The following is a 24,898-nucleotide window of genomic DNA, read 5'->3' on the forward strand; positions in this document are numbered from 1 at the left end:
TCATGAAGAAGTTTTTATTCGTAAATATTTTTGTTATATTCATTTATTCCTGTAGTGGTGGCTCTGGGGAGGATATAACACCACCAGACGAGGTAAATGTAGCTCCTTCAACACCAACTTTGGTGTATCCTACCAACAACCTGCTATGTTTAGATAGTACTTTGGATTTCCTGTGGAATGCATCAATTGATGTTAATAATGACCCTATAACCTATACTATTCAAGTATCAAAGGATAACCTTTTTGGACAAATAAATTATTCGGCTAACAGTGCATCTTTGAATCAAACATTTACATTGGAAAAAGGAATTGCTTATTATTGGAGAGTGAAGGCTTCAGACAATAGAAATGCATCCAGTGAATATTCATCAACATTTAATTTCTATACAGAAGGGGATGGTATTTCAAATCATCTTCCATTTTCACCTGAATTGGTTAGACCATTATTAAATAATACGATACAGGAAGGTACAACTACTTTGGAATGGACAGCGAGTGATACAGATGGTGACCCATTGATTTTTGATGTTTATTTTGGAACAAATAATCCTCCGGTTACATTAGTCTCTGAAAATCAGAATGCAACTTTTTTGAACGTAACTACGGTATCAGCAACAAATTATTATTGGAAAATTGTTGTTAAAGATGATGCAGGTGGTAATGTTATTGGTCAAGTTTGGAGTTTTAGCACAGACTAAATATTATAATTTGTTCGAGTCCCGTCCAGACCGCAAAATTGTAAAAAGCTTCAATGAGAGTTGAGGCTTTTTTTGGCAATCAAATGAAGTTGTGTTGTTAGTAAACACCTAGTGTTTGCTAAAGGTTTAAGTAGTTAAACCAATGGAAAGCTTTCCTTTTTTCTGAATAGAAGATTGGGATGCTTTTTTGTTTTTAGCCAACATTTCAATAAAAACTTTCCTTGGTTCTTCTTCAATAATCAAATTATATGTTCCTTGGCTTAACTACACTTTTACAATTACCTCACAAATCCTATTTTAAAATAATCCTCCCTTCCCATGTATGGTCGGTACCTGTACCCTCACGTCTTACCATACCATAACCAATAAATTCGCCAGAAGCGTTTTCAAATTTTCCAGTGCCGCCAGTAATGTGCCAGAGATTTTCAAACTTAAATCGATAGGTGTCATCTTGAATGGGTATTAGGCTTGATTCTTCCCTGACTTCAGCAAATAACCTATCGCCATTGGCAGCTTCTATAACAGGAGGAGAGCCTCCCGCTCTATCAAATTCCCCAAATCCACCTTCAAAATCAGGGAACCCTTGTTCATCTAATACAATGTGAAAGCAAAATTTAAAATCAACAGTAAATTTGCCCAAATGGGTGCCCGTACCTTCACCTATCTGATGTTCAAGGCCCCAAAAATCGGTAGGAGAATTGAATGAACAAACTTCGGTCAAGGCGTCTTCTGCTTGCCTTGTAAACAATTTTGCCTTAAAAGGAACAGCTGTAAGCTCGTTTGAATTGGTCGTCACCTTAAGGTCGGCTTGGGTAATTACATCGCTGAAGTTGAGATCTTGAGGGGCATCACAAGCAGTGAGCATATGTGTCACACCGCCTAAAACGAATAAAAGTTTGAAGAGTTTCATTTTTATTTTAGATTAATTAAACAATTTATTTATTGACTATAATGAATAGTTATGTTGAAGTTAATCTTTAATAATTCAAACTAGATTTCAATATGTTGCATGTATTGAAAGTTATGTTGCAATAGCTTAAAAATATGTTGAAATTGACTGCAACATCTTGAAAATGCCATAGTTAGTTCTAAATATTTTTGTAGGTATTGTTAATATTGCGTAAATTATAGGTCACAATTTTTGTATAACGTTATTAGTCATGGATGCTCAATTGACATCACCTCAACCGTTTCTTGATAGATTAAATAATGTTTTGGAAAACAACTATCATGATGAAAGCTTTGGTGTAAGTGAACTCGCGAAACAAGTTGCTATTAGCAGATCGCAACTGCATCGGAAATTGAAAGCTCAAAAAGGAATTACTGCCAGTCAATTTATCATGGTGTTTCGATTGCATAAAGCCTATGAATTATTGATTAGTAGTGAAAGCACCGTTTCAGAAGTTGCTTACGCTGTGGGATTTGGTAGCCCTTCATATTTTACTAGGTGTTTTCAGCAACATTATAATTTTTCTCCAATTGAGTTAAAACAAAAGTCCAAGAAAGAAATTCATAATACCTTTGAGCAGCCAATAAACAGAGACCGCTGGTCTAAATGGAATTGGTTTCAGAATAACCAGATTATAAGTAATTATCTACATCTAGGGCAGTATAGGGTACGCAACTTTAGTATTTTAATCTTGATTTTATTAGCAATGATTGTAGGCGTAGCTTATAATTTTTATGGGAATTCCACAGAGCAGAGAATGAGTTCTATAGCTATTCTGCCTATTGAAGTAGAATCAACAACGTTGGATGAAGCTATATTGTCACAAGGTATTCAACAAGGGCTCTCGAGCTCACTAGGAAGAATCAATGGGCTCAACGTGCTTGCAGGATTAACAACATCTAAATATAAAGACAGTAAAAAAACCAAAGACAAAATTCTACAAGAATTGAAAGTAGATTTTTTGGTATCTGGAAGGGTCAAATATTCTGATAAGGATAGTATAATAATGAATTTAACCTTATATAAATTGGGCGCTTCTGATTATGGAGTTCAAACGTTGAATTACAGCACATCCATTGAAAATATTTTGAATATTCAAAATGAAGCGGCGAATGGAATTGGATTGTCAACAGGTTTGCTTAAGAGTTCTGAACATTCTCAATTGCTTGCCAATGGAAGAAAGGTTAATAAAGATGCTTACAAAAATTATATTCGCGGTATGTACTATCTTCATAAATCCTCTCAAAAGGATTTTGACAAGGGTATTCAGTTTTTGTATAAAGCATTGGATGATGATCCAGCAGAACCTTTGATATACGCTGGGTTGGCATACGGTCATGTTATTTTAGGGCACAGTGCTGCAGAAAACTCAAATGTATTTGGCATTGCAAAAATGGCTGCTAAACAGGCCATCCAACTGGACCCTAGTTTGTTGGAAGCTTATGCGAGTTTAGCGAGCATTGCTATTTATCATGATAGAAATTGGAAGGAGGCAGAAGAATTATTTAAGTATGTACTTTCAAAAAACCCAAGCATGGCCAATGTGCATTATGATTATGCATGGTATCTGTTTTTAATTGGTGAAAAAGAAGAAGCGCTATACCATCAAGAAATGGCAGAGAGGTTAGACCCATTAAATACAAAATACATGGGTTGGACTGGCTGGATGAATGCCTATTACGGCAATTATGATCAGGCGATGGATAAAGTGGAGACAATATGGCGTATAGTTCCAGAACATAGCTTGGCTCTTTTAACCAAAGGATTAACATTTAAGTTGCAAAATAATTTGGAAAATGCCTTGGATTCCTACAAAAGACTATATGAAAAGAGTCCTAAACACGCAGCTTCTTTTGGAGGTCTTTGCGCTGAAATGGGTGAATTTGAAAAGGCAAATGAAATAATTGAGGAAGTGAAAAACTGGCCAAAATCACCTTGGAAGAATTGGACTTTAGCCTATTTATATGCGAGCTTAAACAATGTAGATGAGGCGATCATGATGTTAAATACAGAGCCAAAGCATGCTTATGTAGCATGGGTTAATGTTATGCCTGGCTTTGATCGCATCAAGCATCACGAAAAATTTAAATCCTTTGTTTCGAGTCTGAATATTCCTAATAGCAAAACTAATTTTTAAGAGTATTGTTTTCCACATTGATAAATTTGTAACGTTTGAACTCTAATTTATTCAGATATTTTATTGCAATTAAAAGAAGTTATGGTCCCAAAGGAAGATTTGGGATGTAGTTGTAAGATACCCAATCAAGCTGGGTACTTGCCGATGGGAAGCTTTCCTTTTTTCTGAATAGAAGATTGGGATGCTTTTTTGTTTTATGATGATTTATAATTGTAGGTAGATATTATTGTAGGTACTTTCACTAATTTAGAGTTGAAAAAAAGAATAGATTAAAGAAATTAATCTGAAGATTAACAGTTAAAACAAAAGGCGAGTATTTTCTACTCGCCTTTTCTTTTTTCTTTTTTAAAAACAGTGACCTAATTAATCATCAATTAAATCAATATATTCTTTTATTTTATGTCTAATAGCTTCTGCTAAATCATTATTTCCATCAGTGTCTTCTGGGCTAATTTCAATAATTCCATTATTGTTTCCATCAGAGGCTAAAGTTAGATCAACACCATTAACACTGTTTAATATTTGACCTAAATCAAAACTTATAACAATGCCTTGTGTGTTTTGAGAGATAGTAATATCAAATTGTGGATCCTCAAAATCAACTTCAACTTCATCCTCAAAATTGTGCCAGAATACAAATGGAGTACTATCAATTGTGCCCTCAATGAGCACAGACTTACCAAATAAATCACTAGATGCATCAGTGCTAGCATCAAATTTAAATTCTAATTCTTCATAAACGCCCATGGGAACATTGACATTTGAGAAATTGATTTGACCAGAAATTAAATCGAGTTCGAAAGGTCCTTCAAGTTCAATTTCATCCTGATAGTCAAAATAACCATCATCATCCCATTGCTCATCTTGATCGTCTTGGTGATCATCATCCTCTATGTCTAATTCTAGTTCAAATTCGCGTAAGTTCAATTTAAAGACTTCAATGGCAATATTGCCATTCATAACTCTAGAACTTGAGGAATTAGTGGTCAGATTCGTAAACTTGGCGTTGGCACTCATGCTTAATTTTCCAACACTAGAATCATTATCATTAGTAGAACAACTAAAGCTCAATACTAAAGCTAAAGTTAAAATAAATGAAATGTTGTTTTTTAAATTTAAAATGTTTTTCATAACTGATTTGGGTTTAAAATTAATTATATGTTTATATAACAATTGAAACTATAAATTTTACACCTTAATTAACAAGTTGCTTTACATTTTATTGTTTGATAATTGTAAGTTGATACTAATAATTAAGTTGTGAAGTACTAGAATAATTGTTTGTTCTATTTGTTTAAATAATAGAACCTAAAGGGGAGTAGTTTTTTGTTTCAATACTTTTAAAAGAGTAGCGTTTGATGCTTCTGTGCTTAATATCAGGCTATAACGATTATATAATTTGCTTTTTTTTTCTTAAATTGTAAATCTCACAACTTTAAACACATAAAATAAAAGCAATTACTATGGCAAAATTTGAAATTTACAAAGACAAAAGAGGAGAATTTAGGTTTAGATTAAAAGCTAGAAATGGTCAAACTATTTTAACGGGAGAAGGTTATTCATCTAAAGCGGGATGCACTAATGGGATTGAATCGATTAGAAAAAATGCAACAGATGATTCTCGATTTGAACGCCTGCAAGCAAAAAATGGTAGTCCTTATTTTAATTTAAAAGCAGGTAATAGTCAAGTTATAGGTAATAGTGAAATGTATTCGTCTAATAGTGCCATGGAAAACGGAATAAACTCTGTAAAGAAAAACGCGCCAATCGCCACAATTGATGATCAAACTTAAAATTTAATATTTAATAAAACTCTTAAAAAAAGAGTTGCTCCAATAAGCAACTCTTTTTTTTTTGATGTATTAAATTCAAATTCGTATTTGTTGTAAACTTTAGCCTATAACTAGAAAGTCAAAGAAAAAACATCCCATCCTGAATAAAATATGTCATTTAATTTATTGATAGTTAATTGATTAATTTTAATTTTGTGACCGATTTTAATCTACTTAATTTTCTTCTGCTTTGTAAGTATTTAAGTTGGTAACCATCAACATATTTAAAATAAAGTTGTATATTTTGAGAAATTGAAACGTATTTATGCTATAAATAAGTAAAATTAACATTTGCCACATTAAATATATTTATCCCTCTAAATTTAATCAGCTAATGACAAGCCCTAAAGATAAAAACTTCCACAATAAGAGGTCAACGACCTATGTATATGAAGACAAATATTTTGTCAAGCTTTTCCATAATGCCCTATTCCCCAAATTAAATGTAAACTTGTTTTACTGTACGCTAGTTGATGATAATAAAGCAAACGATAGCTTTAGAAACTATATAAACACTGTTATAATAAAAATAAATTACAATTTTCATTAAATTAGAAATGGACTTGTTTTACAGTAATATATTAATGCTTTTGTTCCAATGTACGACCATTGCCATATTGATATTAGTATTATTCAGACTGCGATTTATTTTTGGTACAGGTTTATTGTGGATTACCCTAGGAGTTTTTCAATTTTTGCAAGTGTTTATGTCTGGAGCGCTAATTATAGAAGTAGCCCCAGAAATCACCATCTCTTCTGGCTCCATGGTATTATTTACTGGAAGTTTATTTGCGATCATCCTCGTATACATTTGTGACGGTATCATTGAAGCTAAAAATCTTATTTATGCTATTCTAGGAGCGAATTTAGTTTTAACCTTCTTATTATTATTGTGTTGGTTGTCGTTTGGGGGCGTAGGCTCAAATAATGTTTATAATTTGCCTTCTCATTTTTATATTCAAAACATTGGTTTTCTTTTATATGGAACTTTAGTTTTAGTTGTAGACTTTTTCATCTTGATCTTCATTTTTGAATTCATATCAAAATATATCAACTCCATTTATTTTAGAGTATTGCTTACCATGACAATTGTGCTTTGTTTGGACGCTATTTTGTTTACACTAGGGTTTTTTGCAGGAGACCACAATTTTCAGACGATTTTAATTTCAGGAATCGTATTTAAAACACTCTCGGTAATAGTTTATTCTAGTTTATTCACCATGTATTTGACGTACATTGAGCCAAATTTCAAAAAGGGCAATGATTCGGGCCTTTCTATTTTAAAAATTTTCAAATCTTTAACCTATTTAAAAAGATATGAAGATGTGGTTGTGGAGTTGCAATCTGAAAGGGACCATACTTTCAAGTTAGAGCATACAATTAATAACATTTCTGATGGTTTTGTGTCTTTAGATACAAATTGGTGTTATACTTATGCGAATGAAAAAACAGGAGAAATAACCGGTAAAAAACCAGGGAGTTTAATAGGCAAGCATATTTGGACTGAGTTTCCTGATACAGTAAATCTTCCTTTTTATAAAGCCTACCATGAAGCTGTAGAGACACAACAAAATATTACAATTCAAGATTTTTACGAACCAACACAAAGGTGGGTAGAACATAAGCTTTATCCGTCTCCTGAAGGTTTAGCTGTCTATTTTTCAGACATCACAGAACTTAAGAATGCTCAAGATAATGTGAGTAAGGCAAAGGAATTTTCTGAAGCGCTTATAGCCTCGTTGAGATCTGGGTTAGTAGTGATGAACATAGATGGCGAAATCATTGACGCTAATCCATCATTCTGCAAAATCACAAAATTCACAAAAGAGGAATTATTAGGCAGAAAAGCACCATTTCCGTTTTGGCCTCCTGAATCATATGAAGCAATACAAGAGTGCTTGAAAAAAACGCTGCAAGGTGAAGTAGGGAATTTTGAATTTTTGTTTTTACGCAAAGATGGAGAACGTTTTCCAGCTGCTCTTGCGACCTCATCAATTAGGGATAGCCGTGGTAATCTTACCGCTTTTTTTGTTACTATAGATGATATTACTGATCGTAAAAAAGCAGAAGAACAATTAATATTAAGTGAAAATTTATTTAGACGATTAACTTCTAATGCCCCCGTGGCCATATTTCAAATCGATAAAAAAGGGGCTTGTAATTATGTGAACGAGGAATGGGTAAAATATGCAGGCAGATCGTTTAATGAAGCTATGGGTTTTGGGTGGGCAAACGCAATTCATTCTGAAGATAGAGAAAGAGTTTTACAAGAATGGGAAGAATCTATGCGTACTGGAGAAAATTTCAATTCAGAATTCAGATTTCAGCACACAAATAACCAAATCACTTGGCTTTCTGCCAAAGCGGTTGGCCTACATGATTCAAAAAATAACTTGTACGGTTATATTGGAATGGCCTTGGATATCACAGAACGGAAAAATGCTGAAAAGCTTTTAATTGAGAGTAAAGAATACCTCGATAATATTATTAACAATATTGGAGATCCTGTATTTGTAAAAGATGATAAAAGTCGTTTTCTTATAGCTAATAATGCGTTTTATAAATTATTTAATCGTACAAAAGAAGAAATAATTGGTAATAGGTTTGCCGACGATGTCCCTAAAGAAAAAAGAGAACACTATTTAAAGGTTGATCGTAAAGTAATATCTAAAGGGATTGAGTATGTTAATGAAGATTCTATGATTAATGCCAAAGGTGAAGTGCAATTTATCTCTAGCAAAAAAACCAGATTTATTGACGAAAATGGCCATAAATTCCTAATTGGAGTAATTAGAGATATTACCGACCTTAAAAAAGTTGAAATCGAACTTGAAAAACATCAAAAAAACTTAGAAGAATTAATTGAAATTAGAACTTTTGAACTAGAAGAAGAAAAGAAAAAAGCACAATCTGCCGATGTAATGAAGTCTGCTTTTTTAGCAACTATGTCTCATGAATTAAGAACACCTATGAACTCCATAATTGGATTTACGGGTATTCTTTTAAAAGAGTTTGCTGGACCTTTAAATGAAGAACAAAAAAAGCAGCTTACAATGGTCAAAAATAGCGGACAGCATTTGTTAAATTTAATTAATGACATTCTGGACATCTCTAAAATTGAAGCAGGTAAATTAAAAGTCTCTAAACACACATTTAATTATATATTAACATTAGAAAGTACAATAGCGTTTATATTGCCTCAAGCACATAAAAAAGGCCTTCAGATCAGCACAGAATGTTCTGAAACTAAAATCATCGTTAATAGTGATGAAAGGCGTGTTGAGCAAGTATTATTGAATTTAATTTCTAATGCTATTAAATTTTCAGATCAAGGCAGCATAAAAGTTAACGTAAAAGTTGAAGATAAGTTTATACTAACCCAGGTCATAGATCAAGGAATTGGTATTAGCCAAGAAGAACAAGCTAAATTATTTTTGCCTTTTATTCAATTAAACCATGGCCTAGCCAGAAGACATGAAGGTACTGGTCTTGGTCTCTCAATTTGCAAAAATATAATAGAGAAATTAGGAGGAACTATTGAAGTGAAAAGTAAAAAAGGCATAGGCAGTAATTTTACATTTAAATTGCCCATATAACAAGATGTCCAAAATAAATATGTAACAATATTAACTAATCTTATCAAAAAATTTAAAACCTAAAACACAATTTTAGAGATATGAAACCTAGCGTTTTAATAATTGAGGATAATGAACAAAACATGTATATGTTGTCGTATTTGCTTGAGCAAAGTAATTATAATATAATTCAAGCGTATAATGGAGAAGATGGAATACGACTGGCTTGCGACAAGCAACCAGAAGTTATTTTGTTAGATATCCAACTACCAGACATGGACGGCTATGAAATTTGTAATAAATTAAGTTTTGATGGCTTATCCAAAAAAACCATAATTATTGCAGTGACGTCGTATGCCATGGGTGGTGATAAAGAAAGAGCATTTGAAGCTGGGGCAGATGGATACATTGAAAAGCCAATTAATCCTGAAACTTTTGTATCTCAAATGGAGCAGATCATTAATAACAAGCGAAAATGACCAAAAGAACAATTCTAATAGTAGATGATACTTACGAAAATTTATACCTGCTTAGAGTTATTCTGGAGGAAGCTGGCTATACGGTGATTGAAGCCAACAATGGAAGCGAAGGCTTAAATAAACTTTACAAAAACAATAATGTAGATCTGATTATTTCAGACATATTAATGCCTGTAATGGATGGTTTCATGTTCTGTCAGGCATGTAAAAACGAAAAATTATTTAAAAACATCCCATTTGTTTTTTACACTTCTACCTATACAGAGAAATTAGATGAAGATTTTGCTCTAAAGCTTGGTGCAAATCAATTTTTAAGAAAACCAATTAATCACGAAGAGGTCATACTAACAGTTAAAACTATTTTTAATGTTGGAAATAAACCAATAATAAAGTCTAATAAAGAAGCGCTTAAAACAGAAGATGTATTTAAGTTATACAACGAACGCCTCATTAATAAATTAGAACAAAAAAGTATTGATCTAGAAAAAGAGATATTTATACGTTTAAGGTCTGAAGAGCGCTTATTGGCTAGTGAGCGTTACCTAGAAAATATTATTAACAATATTGGTGATCCTTTTTTTGTAAAAGATGACCATAGTCGTTTACTATTGGTAAATGATGCCTTTTGTGCCCTTTTTGGACGTTCAAAAGATGATGTTATTGGTAAAACCCTCGCTGAAGATGTAGCTCCAGAAGAACAGGAGAGCTTTTTAAAAATTGATAAAGAAGTAATTGCAACGGGAGTAGAAAACATCAATGAAGAAACATTAACCGTAAGAGGTGGAGAAACACGAATTGTTTCTACAAAAAAAACCAGATTTGTAGACAATGAGGGCAATAGATTCCTGATAGGCCTCATTAGGGATATTACCGAGAGGAAAAAGGCTGAAGAAAAAATTCGTGAAAGTGAATTTAATTTAAGACAATCTCAAATTGTTGCCAATATTGGCTCTTATACCTTTGATTTTAAAACAATGACCTGGACAAGCTCTGATGTTTTAGATAAAATATTAGGTATTGATGACACAGTTGATAGAACTATTGAAGGTTGGATGAACCTAGTTCACCCCAATGATCGAGAGTTTATTCTAAATTATTTTGAAAATAACGTTATAAAAAACCGCGAAAAATTTGATAAAGAGTATCGCATAGTAAGACCATCAGATCATAAAACATATTGGATGCATGGTTTAGGAGAATTGGTATTTGACGATTCGGGTGCTCTATTAAAAATGATAGGGACAACTCAAGATATTACCGAGCGTAAAAAAGCCCATGATAAACTACTTGAAAGTGAATATAATTTAAGGCAATCTCAAATTGTTGCCAACATTGGATCGTATGTGCTAGATTTAAATCTCATGACTTGGACGAGTTCTGAAGTCTTGGATAGCATTTTTGGAATTGATGAGTCCTTTGAGAGAACTATTGAGGGTTGGGTGAGTCTTATTCATCCAGAAGACCGAGAAATAATGTTAGACCATTTTCAAAATAACGTTCTAAAAAATCATGAAAAATTTAATAAAGAGTATCGCATTTTAAGACCAAGTGATAATAAAACACTTTGGTTACATGGTTTAGGAGAGTTGGTGTTTGATGACGCTAAAAACCCAATAAAAATGATTGGGACTATTCAAGATATTACGGAACGTAAAAAATCTGAAATTGAATTAAAACTAGCAAAAGCCTTTACAGACAAACTCATTATGTCTATGCAAGAAGGTTTAATTATTGTTGACCTTAAAGGTAAAATAATAATGGTTAATGATTCAACTTGTAAAATGTTAGAGTACTCAAAAGAAGAACTCATTGGGCTCGAATTACCTTACCCATTCGCTAAAATGGAAGATTTGGAAAAAATTTCCAAGACTAAACAAGAAATCTCAATAGGAGAGACGCCAACTGCTCAATTTGAATTCATCAGAAAAAGCGGGAAGAAATTTCAGGCTTCGTTTTTAACAGGGAATATTAAAAACGATCAAGGCGAAGTTATTGCACTGTTTGCCACTATGAAAGATGTTTCAGAAGAATTAAAGGTTAAACATGCTTTAGAAGAAATTGCTGAAAAATCAACTCTAAAAAAGAATGCCATTATGCAATTGTCTGGCCTTGTAGGTACAGATTATAAAAACGCATTAAAACAAATTACATCCGTATCTGCTAAAACCTTAAATGTAGCCCGAGTTAGTGTTTGGAAATTTAGTGAAGATAGATCAGAGATTATATGCGAACAATTATATAATTTAAAAACAGGCGAATTTGAAAGTGGATTAATGATTAGTAATAAAGATAATATTAAATATTTTGAAGCGCTAGCTAAAACAAAAACAATAAGTGTTGATGATGCAGTAAAGAATGATATCACTAAAGGTTTTGCTAAAGATTATTTAATCCCCTACGGCATTACGTCAATGCTAGATGTCTTTATACAAGGAGAGAAAAATAGCTATGGGATTATTTGTTTTGAACATATTGGTCCAATACGAAAATGGGCTTCTGACGAGGAACAATTTGCATCTTCAATTGCAAATGTTGTTTCCTTAATGGTTGAAAGTTTAGTACGAAAATCAGCCGAGCAGAAATTAATTAGTACCAATAAAGAATTAGTCACGGCTAATGAAGAACTCGAAAAATTGAGAAATCAATTAGAAGATGAAAATGTGTATTTGAGAAATGAAATCGATTTGGTGTTTAATTATGAAGAAATGGTTTACGGCAGTGAGGTATTTAGCCATATCTTGACAGATGCCGAAAAAGTAGCGGTTACCAGTGCCACAGTTTTGTTGTTGGGAGAGTCTGGTACAGGAAAGGAATTACTCGCTAGAGCCATACATAATATTAGTGACCGAAAACATAAACCCTTAATCAAGGTCAACTGTGCTGCCATTCCCCGTGAACTTATAGAAAGTGAATTATTTGGCCATGTCAAAGGCGCATTTACAGGTGCCACCAATGATAAAATAGGTAAAGCTGAACTGGCTGATGGAGGCACCTTGTTTTTAGACGAAATAGGAGAGCTACCTTTGGATATGCAACCAAAATTGTTGCGATTTCTTCAGGAAGGGGAAATTGAAAAGGTAGGAAGTTCTAAGTCGCTAAAAGTTGATGTGAGAATTATTGCAGCAACCAATAAGGAACTTAAAACAGAAGTCAAAGAAAAGCGTTTTAGGGAAGATTTATTTTTTAGATTAAACGTATTTCCAATAAGTGTTCCTCCATTACGCCAACGAAGGGAAGATATTCCATTGTTGGTAGAACATTTTGCAAATAAGTTTAGTAAGGCTTATGGTAAGGACGTAACTCATATCTCTGATAAGGCCATGCAAGAAATGCTTCGTTATGATTGGCCTGGAAATATTCGCGAACTAGAAAACTTAATTGAGCGGGCTGTGATACTATCTAATAATAAGTTTTTGGTTTTGCCTGATTTTGATTCCTCCATTAACGAGAAAGAACGACTTATTTCTTCAACCAATATTACTTTAAATGATGTTCAGCGTGCCCATATCATCAAAGTACTGCGAAAATGCAATTGGAAAATAGATGGAGCGACAGGAGCCGCTGTTTTATTAGATATGAAACCTAGTACCTTGCGCGACCGTATGAAAAAGTTGGGTGTGCAAAAGCCTAATTAAAAGTCACGGTATATCGTGAAAAATTAAAATACTACAATTTGTTTTACGGATTACCGTGGATAAACATTCTTACACTATCCTGTTCGTAAGTTTATAAACATATTGACAATCAATCAGTTATTGTCATGTATGTATTCAAAAATCTTTTTTGGCATAGCTATTGGCTATTTAAATTGCAACCAAATTTCATATTGTTGGAAATTCAAGTAAAAGAGATTTTAAAAATAGATACGGCCCAATTATGGGTTAATCAAGGCGTTTTGTTTTTCAAATTTGATTACACCAATCAATTTGGAAAGTTAGATATAGGGACAGTCAAAAAATTTGAAACTGCTGTCATTTCATTAACTCAAGGTGTTCCAATGCCTTTTTTAATTGATACAAGAAATACGCGTGGATCTTTTACCTCCAGAGCAGCAAAACTCTTCGCACATAGCAGCTACTTTAAAAAAGTACGAATATGTGAAGCTTTTGTCGTGAACTCGATCAATACTGAACTCTTAATAAACTCCTATAAAAGAATATACGAACCCGTCACACCATTTTTGATTTTTGATGATATTGAAAATGCAATAGACTATTGTGTAGAAGCTAAAAAAAGATATGATGCAGACAATTAATCCTAACATACTAGCTACAACTGAAGCATTTGATGTCCTCAAAATGATCAAAAGCAATGTGATTTTGCTTTCTACCGATCCCATGGGACGCATTGTTTATGCTAACCAAAAATATTGCGACTTGATGGAAACTACTGAAGTGCGACTTATTGGAGAATCTGCGACCTTGTTTGAATCAGAACTTCATACAGATCCTCTTTACAAAGACCTTTGGCAAACTATTAAGAGTGGGAATGTTTGGAAAGGCGTGCTGTGCACAAATTCGTTGAAAGGTAATACGCACTGGTTAGATACTACTATAATGCCAACAATGGATAGTCATGGAGCAATTGAGAAATACGTTTCAATGTTTGTTGATATTACCGAATGTTATGAGAAAAACAAAAAAATAGCCGACCAAGAAAGCAAACTTAGAACCTTTGCTGAAAGCATTCCAAATATTATTTTATCTATTGATAGGTTTGGAAGGATCCTAAACGTCAATTTAGGAATTGGCAATCTGGAAATTGAAGAAGTGATAGGCACCTATTTGTATGATTATATCAATCCTAGCGATCACAGAATGGTTAAACGAGTCATCAAGTCTGTATTTAGGGAGGGAATTATAGGTCAATATGAAACCTCAGATATAGACTCGCAGGGGAACAAAATGTATTATATCTCTCAAATTGGTCCAGTTTTCAATGAATTCGAAAAAGTAGCGTCGGCTACCATTTCTACCCAAAATGTCACAAAACTAAACAAAGTTAAGGCAGAGTTACGTGAAAATGAAGCCAAGTTTAGTGCTATTTTTAAATCGATGAATTTTGGAATCATAATCGTAACTGATGAAAAGGGTGTGATTATAGAGTGGAATAAGGGTGCAACAAAAGCATTTGGATATACTGAACTTGAAATGTTAGGTAGCCCGTTGGCCAAAATCATATCAAAAAAATATATAAAGTCCAGTATCAAAGGTCTTGTTAATGCCGTGAAAGCACTTAATAAATCGAATTCTGGAGATCTATTGGAAATGAAAGGCCTTAAAAAAAATGGCGTTGAATTTCCGATTGAATTAACCATAAGTAAGTGGGATAGCGGTAATAATAGATATTATTGTGCGATGATGCTCGATGTGTCTAAGAATAAAATTTTAGAAAGTAAGTTAGAACAAAAAAAGAAGGAATTAGAGTTGTTTTTATACCGTTCTGCACACGATCTTAAGGCTCCGTTTTCTTCAGCCGAAGGCCTAATCAATTTAATAAAACAGCACACTACTAATAATGCGGTTGAGCAATTAGTTGAGATGCTTGAAACCACTCTAGAACGTGGAAAACTAATGGCTGATAATTTAGTGTTGGCTTCGGTAATGTCATCAAAAGAAAAAACGATTGAGCCAATTGATTTTACGGCCATAATAAATGACACACTTAAAAGTCTGAAGGGAACTATAAATTTTGATAAAGTAGAGTTTGATGCCAATATTAAGGTGACCGATACATTTTGTTCAGATATTGAATTGATGAATTCTTTATTTCAAAATTTAATCCAAAACGCTATTAAATATAGTTCTGTAGCTAAAGGGAAACAATCGTTTGTTAAAGTTGAAATTGCAACCGTACCCAAAGGCGTTGAAATTCGCATTAGTGATAATGGCCAAGGTATAGCCCCAAACAATATCGATAAAATCTTTAATATGTATTACAGAGCAAATTCTTCAGGATTACCTGGCTCGGGATTAGGATTATACATCGTAAAAAATATTGTGCAAGATTTAGAAGGGCAAATTTCAGTAGAAAGTAAACTAAACAAGGGAACGTGTTTTGAAATAATGTTGCCAACGCAAAAAGAAAGTAAATTATGAAAAAGACAAAAAAAATTATTCTTATTGATGATAACAAAATCGACCTTTTTGTTAATCAAAAAATCATTGAAATATTTGACCCTTCGATTCAACTTAAAACATTCACCAAAGCCTCTGCGGCAATTTGTTACTTAAAGATATTGGAATTTAATAAAGACTTTAAGTCACTATTTATACCTGACATTATTTTTCTAGACATTAATATGCCCGAAATGGACGGATTCCAATTTTTAGCAGAACTAAAGCAGCTTGAGATCATCAAAAAGCATCAAATAGATATATTTATGCTATCTTCCTCTTCTTCATTAGAGGATATTAATAAAGCCAAAAGTCATCAATTCTGTAAAAATTATTACAATAAACCATTGACGAATAAAACACTTCAAGAAATATTTCAACCAGAAAGAGGCTATGCAATTAGTTTATATTAGTTGTTACTTTTTAGCTTGACTACTCTACGAATTTCTTTTAATAGTAATTCAAACGCGGGTTTTGCCATTCCACCATGGTTAAAACCATCCAGCTCGTAAAGCGTAGTTTCTTTATGTCCAGCAACTTTCATCATACGCCATAAATAAGCATTTTCTTCATATCGCCCCAACAATTCTAAATCCCTACCACCTGTAATTAGTAGAAGTGGAGGAGCATCTGGTCTTACATGGAATAATGGAGCAAGATTGTCTATAATGGGTTGCGTCCCACTAATGCCTCGTTCTTCTCGAACAGTGAAATGGGTTATAGTATGACCGCTAAAAGGAATCAATCCAGCAATTTGATCAGCATCTATATTGTATTTATTAAGCCAGATTTTGTCTAATCCTATCATACTTGCCAAATAACCTCCAGCTGAATGACCGGAAACAAAAATAAGGGATGCATCACCACCGTAATCTTCAATGGTTTTGAATGCCCAACTTACAGCTGCTGCAGCGTCTTCAATATAAACAGGCGACTTAACCTTGGGATACAGCCTATAATTTACTGCTATAACAGCAATATTTTTTTCTTTAAGCGCTTGGGGTATTTCTTTATTTCCTCCCGTTAATCCACCACCGTGAAACCAAACCACAGTCGAGAATCCTTTAACATGTTTAGGGTAGTAAATATCTAGTACACAACGTTCGTTAATGTATTGATCAGACTTGTTAATATCCTCATTGTAGTAATGAATATTCTCTTTGGTTTCATAAGAAACATCTTGAGCACAAATGCTAAAGGAACTAATTTGAGCGAGAAAAAGTATTAGGAAGTATTTGTACATAATTACTTGAATAAAGTGGTTTACTCAAAGGTACGAACTCTCAAATACTTATGCTTTCTTTTTTATTAATTGGAAATTGTCATATTTAAACAAAACATTTTGTTTTTTTAAAGGATGAAGCTTCGTTTTATCACCATAATTTGTAATCTGAAGAATGGCAAATCAAAGCGTGTTTAAAAAACGAATAATAACTTATTTTTAATAAATTTGAAGAGATTCACAAAACATATATCATGAAAAATAGTATACTCTGCTTTTTGTTAATTACCCTTTTTAGCTGCAAAGCCCAAACAGAAGTCAAGAATGAAAAGCCTAACATTTTATTAATTGTTGTTGATGATCAAGGCTATGCTGATTTTTCTCCTTTTGAAAAATATGATACTAGTGTAGAAACTCCTAATATTTCACGATTAGGAAAATCAGGAACCATATTTACCCAAGCCTATGTTACTGCACCTGTTTGTAGTCCTTCGCGAGCTGGAATTTTGACAGGTAAAAATCAATTTCGTTGGGATAAACCAGCCAGTTGGGGCCCAGGTTTGCCAGACGACGTCAAAACTATTGCAGAGTATTTAAAGGAGGTGGGTTATGAAACAGCCAGAATTGGCAAAAATGATTTAGGTCGCAATTTTCATAAGAATAATGTGCGAGAGTATCCTCTAAATCACGGTTATGATGAGTTTTTGGGCTTTAGTGCTCATGCTCATGATTATTGGTTGCATTCAGATAAAATAAAAGAGCGAACTCCAGATCCTTATGGAACTAGTGCACTTTTAGGTCCTTTAATGCATAACATGGGTGAGAAGAGTTATGATGAAGGTTATTTGACAGATATTTTGACCGATGAATCTATTGCATATATTAAAAGAAAAAGAGAAAAGCCATTTTTTCTAACCCTTTCGTACAGTGCAGTACACCATTTAATTCATGAAGTCCCTAAAAAGTATTTAGATAAGTATGGTGCTAAGGAAATTCCGAATTATGACCCAGACAGTTTGGTTGAATTTGGAAAGCATAAGCCAGGATCCTATTCGGCCTATTACGATAAATACTCCCGAGTTGGCGCTATAAAAGCTGATGAATTGCGTAGCTATTATTTAGCAAATCTTAATTGTTTAGATGATAATATAGGAAGAGTTTTGGATGCTTTGAAAGAACAAGATCTAGAGAAAAATACGCTCATAGTTTTTATTTCAGACAATGGAGGTTCGCCGCTTACAGGGGCCAATAATGCGCCTTTAACTGGAGGTAAGTATTCACTTTGGGAAGGTGGTATTCGAGTTCCATTGGCAATTAGTTGGTCAGGAAACATTGAAGCAGATAAAGTAGTAACAAATTATGTGTCTGCCACCGATATTTTACCTACGCTTTTAAATGCTGCTGGATCACAAACAGAAGATCAAACACTAGATGGAATAAGTCTATTAAATCCCGATCCAAATCGTCTTTTAGTATGGAAATGGCAAAAAACTTGGGCCGTTAGACAGGGTAATTGGAAATTAACAAATGCCAATGAGAACCATTGGAAAAGCGATCCTTCGGCACAATATATCGCGCCAATAGTGGATAATTTAGAATTAAAGCTTTTTAATGTAGAAGAAGATCCAGGGGAACGCAATGATTTGGCTTCTCAATATCCTGAAAAAGTTAAGGAGCTTCAAGAAGCCTTTCATAATTGGTGCGAGGCCAATATTGAAAACTAAATTTTTCGAATTAAATTTATTCGAAATGTTTTAGCGGTACTACATTTTTGTTTTGTCAATTGGTAAAACTATATTTATAAGTTTTATAAATTCATTTAAGTAAATGAAATTCTTTCAATTCATTTTCTCAATACTATTCTGTCTAACTTGCTTTAGTCAGGAGTTACCTCCAATTGAAAAATTTACTACTGAAAATTACCTAGGAGATAATCAAAATTGGATGATTTCTCAAGCGCCAACAAAGTTTATTTATGTGGCTAATAACAGAGGTTTGTTAGAATATAACGGAGCTGAATGGGTGACTTACCCTTCTCCAAATAACACCATAATTAGAGCAGTTAATGTTATTGGTAATAAAGTATATACGGGTTGTTACGCGGAGTTTGGATATTGGTTAAAAAATGAATTGGGTATTTTAGAGTACGTGTCCTTACGTTCTAAACTCGACAAGAAAATGCTTGAAGACGAGCAGATCTGGAATATTATTGAGTATAATGAATGGGTCATATTTCAATCAAGCAACAACATCTATTTTTACAATACAGAAACAGATGGGTTTAAGGTTATTTCAGAAAATAACATTATCTATAAAATTTTTAAAATAAACAATCGCATTTATTATCATGTCGCTAATGAAGGTGTTTATATTGTTGAAAATGGGCAGCCAAAATTAATTATTGATAATCACATAGTTGAGCAGGGAAGAGTGATAAATATTTTTGAAGATGATGATCATTTAATGTTACTCACAAGAGATTCTGGTTTTTATCTTTTTGAATTTGAGAATAGTACTTTTTTGCCATGGAGAACTTCATCTAACGATATTTTAAATAAAGTTAGCGTATTTAGTAGTATACAACTTAAAGACGGAAGTATCGTTATTGGCACCATCTCAGATGGCATCATGCATTTTACAAAAGAAGGAAATCTCGATTACCAAATTACTCAAAAGAAAGGATTGAGCAACAACACCGTTTTATCATTATTTGAAGATGAGTCGAATAATGTTTGGGCTGGTTTAGATAACGGTATTAATTGCATCAATGTGAAATCTCCAGTAAAAACATTTTTTGATTACGAAGGTGTTTTAGGAACGGTTTATACTACTCAAGTATTTAAAGACACCTTATATATTGGTTCAAATCAAGGTTTGTTTTACCGTGAGTTAAATGATCCAAATGAATCGTATACATTTATTGAGGGTACCGCTGGGCAGGTTTGGGAGTTGTTTAATTATAATGATGAATATTTGTTTTGCGGTCATCATTTAGGTACTTTTTTAATTGATAAAGGAAATGTTTCTAGAATTAGCAACACTTTAGGCGCATGGACATTTAAACGCATCCCTGGTCATTCAAATTTATTGCTTCAAGGGAACTACAATGGGTTATTTATTCTTGAAGAATCCGATGGTAAATGGCAAGTGAGAAATAAGGTTGAAGGTTTTAAAAATTCATCGAGATATCTAGAAATCAATAATGATAATCAAGTTTGGGTGAGTCACGAATACAAAGGTGTATTTAAATTGAAACTAAATGACAGCTTCACAAAGGTCATAAAAGTTGAAATGGAAAATAGCTTGCCTTTAGGTAAAAACACAAGTCTTGTGAAGTACAAGGACCACATTTATTACGCTTCTGAAGTTGGGTTTTTTAAGTATGATAGTGTAGATCAAACATTTAAAAAGGATTCTATTTTTAGTACTATTATTAACGAAGGAGATTATATTTCAGGAAAATTAGTTGTTGATAAGAATGAACGGCTTTGGGCATTTTCAAAGGACAATATTAGTTTTATAGAAAATGATGATGTCACAAACAATCCGGTTATTAATAATATTCCAATTCCTTCTAAATTAAGAAAAGGTGTTTTGGGCTATGAAAACATTTCGCTTATTCATCAAAATACTTACGTACTAGGAACTGCAAATGGGTATATTACTTTAGACCTTTCTAAAGTAAATAAAGCATCAGAATATAGAATTCATTTAAATTCGGTTAGTCTAAGGAATATTGACGAAAAAACAAAGGAATACCCAATTGATAAGGATGGAGAGTTTAATTATAAGGATGGCATTTTATTATTTAAATATTCAGTGCCAGAATATGATAAATATTTAGATGTTAAATATCAATATAAATTAGAGGGACATTCAAATAAATGGAGCCAATGGTCCGAAAGTCCTCAAGTAACATTTGAAAATCTTTCTTTTGGAAATTATACATTAAATGTAAGAGCTAAAGTTGGTAATGACCTATCCAAGAATAACATCAGCTATACTTTTATTGTACGCAGACCTTGGTACCTTTCTGATACCGCCTTAATAGTTTACTCCATACTATTTTTATTAATTATTCTAATCACTCATAAAACCTATAAGCGTTATTATAATAATAAATTTAAGCATGAAAAGATGGAGAGCGAACAAGCGATCATGCAAATAAAAAATGAAAAGTTAAATCAGGATATTGATAGTAAAAACAGAGAATTAGCAATTTCTACTATGAGTATTATTAAAAAGAATGAAGTGCTAAATAGTATCAAGAAGGAATTAAAAAAGACCAAACTATCTGATAATAAAAGTGCAATTAAATTGATAGATGATAACTTAAATGATGCCAAAGACTGGTCGTTTTTTGAACAAGCATTCAATAATGCCGATAAGGACTTTTTAGATAAAATAAAGATTGCCCATCCCGACTTGACACCTAACGATTTGCGCTTTTGCGCGTATTTAAGATTGAATTTATCTTCTAAAGAAATGGCACCCTTGCTTAATATTTCTGTTAAAAGTGTCGAAACCAAGCGTTATAGGTTGCGAAAAAAACTGGGTTTAGAGCATGATAGCAGCCTCATCGACTACATCCTAAAATTTTAGCACCACTACGTAGGCAAAAAATACCACGACATTACCACGACAAGCTTTAAGTATAAGTAGTTTTTTTAATTCTTGTACTTGAATATAGAATAGCCTGAGTTTGGCTTGTATTGAGGGTTTCAAGAGTATATAATGCAAAAATTAGGTGCTTTTATTAGCATGTTCGTTTTTTATCGAGGTAAAAAATAAGGAATTGTCAATTTTGGGTTTTAAGTTTACATAACTTGATTTTGAGATAAGTCAGATAAGTTCATTCTAACTATATTTTTGAAACTAAAATTAAAAAACTACACACTCATGAAATTAAAACTAGGTTATCAAAAAATGAAGGTTGTGATATTTTTACTATTTCTATTAATATCAATTGCAGTATCAGCACAATCACAAAGAACAATTACAGGTATAGTAGTTTCGGCTGTGGATAATATGCCCTTACCTGGAGCCACAGTTATTGTTAAAGGGACCACCAATGGAGCTTCAACAGATTTTGACGGAGGATTTACACTAACTGTACAAGGCAACGCATCAACATTAACGGTGTCGTATTTAGGATATCAAACTAAAGAGGTACCAATAGTAGATGGTAATATGGTAATTCAATTAAACGAAGAAGCCAGTGCATTGGATGAAGTTGTAATAGTAGGATATGGAACAGTAAAGAAGAGTGACGTAGTCGGTTCGGTTGCTAGTGTTAATGTAGAAGAAGCAACAACACAACCAACTACTAATGTTTCCGAAATGCTTAGAGGTCGAGCCGCAGGGGTACAGGTTAATCTAGCAGATGCTAGGCCTGGAGGGAATTCAAATATTGTTATTAGAGGAAAAGTGTCAATAGATGGTGGAAATGATCCATTAATCATTGTTGATGGTATCCCATATGATAATATTAATGATGTCGCTCCAGAAGATATTTCATCAATTGAAGTATTAAAAGATGCGTCATCTCAAGCCATATATGGAGCAAGAGCAGCAAACGGTGTTATTCTTATAACAACCAAAAGAGGTAAAGAGGGCAAGTTCAAGGTCAATTATCATGGATATGCCACATTACAATCTTTAACTAAAAATTTTGATTTGTATACAGCTGAAGAATTTGCACAATTAAGACGTGAAGCAGAAAAGGCCGATAATAATGAAATGTATCGCCCTGATGTTGATATTTTTAATGATTTTGAGTACGCCTCTCTGCAAAATAAGCGTTATGTGGATTGGGAAGATTTGGTTTTAAGAGATGCGTTCATTAGTAGCCACTCTTTAAATTTTTCTGGAGGTGGAGAATTTACTAAAGTGTTTTCAAGTATTAACTATTTTCATCAAGATGGTTTAATCCCAACTTCTGGCTTTGAGAGAGGAAATATTAAAGTTAATGTGGATCAAAAAATAAATGATAAGTTAAGTATTCAAGCAAACATTAATTTTCAAACTAGTAAACAAGATTTAGAAAGTAATTCACTCAATTTTATAAGTATATCTCCATTAGCAATGCCTTATGATAGTGAAGGTAACCTAGTTAAATTTCCATTGGGAACAGGTACTACGAGAGTTAACCCGCTATGGAATATTAGAGAATCTACAAACGAAGTTTTTACCAAGTTAACAGATGTAAATCTTGTTCTAAATTACGATTTCACATCATCGTTTTCGTATAGATTAAACACATTTTTAAGAAACAGAAATTCAGAACAGGGTATTTATCGATCAAGTAAACATACTTCTGGAGATAGTGGAGTTAACGGACGTGCTACAATAGGTAATAATACTTACAAAGATTTTTTAATCGAGAATATTATCGACTATACACCCAAAATTAATGATAATCATGTATTAGATTTTACATTTGTGCATGCCGTAAATGAACGAAAAACGACTGAAACGTCCATTACTAAAACGGGTTTCCCAAATGACTTTTTAGGATATAATGGAAATGCCACTGAAATTGCAGGAGTTTCCAGAGATGTGAGTGAGCGTAAATTGGTATCGTTTTTAGGGCGAGCAAGGTATAATCTATTTAATAAATATTTATTTACGTTTACGGCAAGGGCAGATGCATCTTCCGTATTTGCCGAGGACAATAAATGGGGATATTTTCCGGCCGCAGCTTTTGCGTGGAAGATGCACGAAGAAGCTTTTTTAAAGGAATCTAAAGTATTTAACCAAATGAAATTTAGAGTTAGTTACGGACAGACTGGTAATGAAGGGATTGACCCAAGTCAATCCCTTGGTGTGGCCGACTACTTACCGTATGTTTTTGGCGGGGTAACAACTGGAGGGAATGCATCTTTAAGTAGATTGCCTAATCCAAATTTAAAATGGGAAACTACAACATCTTTAAATGTTGGTTTAGATTTTGGACTTTTCAAGAATACCGTTACTGGAACAGTTGAATACTACAAGGCAAATACAAAGGACCTTTTATTGGATAGAACTTTATCTGGGGTATCAGGTTATTCTGTAACACGATTTAATATAGGTGAAGTAGAAAACAGAGGGGTAGAGGTGTCATTAAATACCAATATCATAAGAAAGCCAGATTTTAAATGGTCTTTAGGAGCTACATGGTCAACAAATGACAATGAAGTTCTTGCTCTGGATGGTACTTTAGATGAAAATGGTGTACCATTAGATTTTGTGTCACAGGGGATATTTATTGGGCAACCAATCGATAATATTCGTAACTATTTATTTGATGGTATTTGGCAGGAAGGTGATGATATTGCCAATTCGGCTCAACCAACAGCTTTGCCCGGAGATATAAGGGTGAAAGATATAAATGAAGATGGTATTATTGGTCAAGAAGATTTAATTATCTTTAGAGAAACGCCAGATTGGTATGGTTCAATAAACATGAGCCTTGAATTTAAAGGACTTGAATTATTTGCAGATTTTTATATCGTAGAGGGTGCTACAAGACTAAATAATTATTTGTCTGATTATGACAATGGAGCGACCTTGCAAGGAATATTAAACGGGATTAAAGTAGATTATTATTTACCTGAAAGCCCATCTAACGAATTTCCTAGACCAAGAACTACTGCTCCTGCGTTTATATCATCTTCTGCAATTAAGGATGCATCGTATAGTAGATTAAGAACATTGTCTTTAGGGTATAATATTCCAAACAAATTTCTTCAGAAAGCAGGGTTTGAATCCGCTAAAGTATATTTAACTGGTACAAATCTTTTAACGTTTACTGATTATAAATCATATAGTCCAGAAAACAATGCTGGAGCATTTCCTGATGCAAAAGGAATAACCATGGGAGTTAAATTAGGTCTTTAAAAAATATAT

At 33.1% G+C, this 24,898-nt stretch carries 15 protein-coding genes; 12 read left to right on the top strand and 3 right to left on the bottom strand.

Annotated elements, in window-relative coordinates; all coding sequences use genetic code 11:
• The first annotated feature begins 2 nt into the window (after positions 1-2).
• Positions 3-698 (top strand): fibronectin type III domain-containing protein, encoded by a 696-nt coding sequence (locus tag ACFO5O_RS12735; protein WP_387964363.1) that lies wholly within the window; start codon positions 3-5, stop codon positions 696-698.
• 292 nt (positions 699-990) lie between these two features.
• On the opposite strand, the gene ACFO5O_RS12740 is transcribed toward ACFO5O_RS12735, so the two are convergent.
• Positions 991-1,608: a hypothetical protein gene (locus ACFO5O_RS12740; protein ID WP_387964365.1), complete on the bottom strand. Its 618-nt coding sequence runs from the start codon at positions 1,606-1,608 to the stop codon at positions 991-993.
• Between the two features lie 250 nt (positions 1,609-1,858).
• Between ACFO5O_RS12740 and ACFO5O_RS12745 the strand changes: the two genes are divergently transcribed.
• The gene (locus ACFO5O_RS12745) at positions 1,859-3,784 is read left to right on the top strand and encodes a helix-turn-helix domain-containing protein (RefSeq protein ID WP_387964367.1); all 1,926 of its coding nucleotides are present in this window, start codon (positions 1,859-1,861) and stop codon (positions 3,782-3,784) included.
• Between the two features lie 363 nt (positions 3,785-4,147).
• Here the strand turns inward: ACFO5O_RS12745 and ACFO5O_RS12750 are convergent, their stop codons facing one another.
• Positions 4,148-4,915: a hypothetical protein gene (locus ACFO5O_RS12750; protein WP_387964369.1), complete on the bottom strand. Its 768-nt coding sequence runs from the start codon at positions 4,913-4,915 to the stop codon at positions 4,148-4,150.
• Positions 4,916-5,247: 332 nt separating this feature from the next.
• On the opposite strand from ACFO5O_RS12750, the gene ACFO5O_RS12755 reads away from it, so the two are divergent.
• The 7 genes from ACFO5O_RS12755 (at position 5,248) to ACFO5O_RS12785 (ending at position 16,199) form a co-directional block, all read left to right on the top strand.
• Positions 5,248-5,577, top strand: coding sequence for a YegP family protein (locus ACFO5O_RS12755; protein WP_387964370.1), 330 nt, complete (start codon positions 5,248-5,250; stop codon positions 5,575-5,577).
• A gap of 596 nt (positions 5,578-6,173) precedes the next feature.
• The gene (locus ACFO5O_RS12760) at positions 6,174-9,212 is read left to right on the top strand and encodes a PAS domain-containing protein (RefSeq protein ID WP_387964372.1); all 3,039 of its coding nucleotides are present in this window, start codon (positions 6,174-6,176) and stop codon (positions 9,210-9,212) included.
• A gap of 80 nt (positions 9,213-9,292) precedes the next feature.
• Positions 9,293-9,670, top strand: a complete 378-nt coding sequence (locus ACFO5O_RS12765) for a response regulator (RefSeq protein ID WP_387964374.1) — start codon at positions 9,293-9,295, stop codon at positions 9,668-9,670.
• Positions 9,667-13,305 (top strand): sigma 54-interacting transcriptional regulator, encoded by a 3,639-nt coding sequence (locus tag ACFO5O_RS12770; RefSeq protein ID WP_387964376.1) that lies wholly within the window; start codon positions 9,667-9,669, stop codon positions 13,303-13,305. The genes ACFO5O_RS12765 and ACFO5O_RS12770 overlap by 4 nt, the downstream gene beginning before the upstream one ends.
• Positions 13,306-13,499: 194 nt before the next feature.
• A complete protein-coding gene (locus ACFO5O_RS12775) occupies positions 13,500-13,925 on the top strand; it encodes a DUF7793 family protein (RefSeq protein ID WP_387964378.1) in 426 nt (141 codons plus the stop codon).
• Positions 13,909-15,768, top strand: a complete 1,860-nt coding sequence (locus tag ACFO5O_RS12780) for a PAS domain S-box protein (RefSeq protein WP_387964380.1) — start codon at positions 13,909-13,911, stop codon at positions 15,766-15,768. Before ACFO5O_RS12775 ends, ACFO5O_RS12780 begins: the two co-directional genes overlap by 17 nt.
• Positions 15,765-16,199, top strand: a complete 435-nt coding sequence (locus ACFO5O_RS12785) for a response regulator (protein ID WP_387964382.1) — start codon at positions 15,765-15,767, stop codon at positions 16,197-16,199. The genes ACFO5O_RS12780 and ACFO5O_RS12785 overlap by 4 nt, the downstream gene beginning before the upstream one ends.
• On the opposite strand, the gene ACFO5O_RS12790 is transcribed toward ACFO5O_RS12785, so the two are convergent.
• A complete protein-coding gene (locus ACFO5O_RS12790; protein WP_387964384.1) occupies positions 16,196-17,029 on the bottom strand; it encodes an alpha/beta hydrolase in 834 nt (277 codons plus the stop codon). The genes ACFO5O_RS12785 and ACFO5O_RS12790 overlap by 4 nt on opposite strands.
• A 233-nt stretch (positions 17,030-17,262) precedes the next feature.
• Here ACFO5O_RS12790 and ACFO5O_RS12795 point away from each other — a divergent pair, with 233 nt between their 5' ends.
• The 3 genes from ACFO5O_RS12795 to ACFO5O_RS12805 all read left to right on the top strand — a co-directional run bounded on the left by ACFO5O_RS12795 (position 17,263) and on the right by ACFO5O_RS12805 (position 24,889).
• Complete coding sequence (locus ACFO5O_RS12795) at positions 17,263-18,732, top strand: sulfatase family protein (RefSeq protein ID WP_387964386.1); 1,470 nt, start codon at positions 17,263-17,265, stop codon at positions 18,730-18,732.
• A 103-nt stretch (positions 18,733-18,835) separates the two neighbouring features.
• Positions 18,836-21,610, top strand: a complete 2,775-nt coding sequence (locus tag ACFO5O_RS12800; RefSeq protein WP_387964387.1) for a ligand-binding sensor domain-containing protein — start codon at positions 18,836-18,838, stop codon at positions 21,608-21,610.
• Positions 21,611-21,907: 297 nt separating this feature from the next.
• A complete protein-coding gene (locus ACFO5O_RS12805) occupies positions 21,908-24,889 on the top strand; it encodes a SusC/RagA family TonB-linked outer membrane protein (protein WP_387964389.1) in 2,982 nt (993 codons plus the stop codon).
• Positions 24,890-24,898: the final 9 nt, after the last annotated feature.

The sequence above is a fragment of the Geojedonia litorea genome (assembly GCF_042654525.1).
In the GTDB taxonomy this organism is placed as follows: domain Bacteria; phylum Bacteroidota; class Bacteroidia; order Flavobacteriales; family Flavobacteriaceae; genus Geojedonia; species Geojedonia litorea.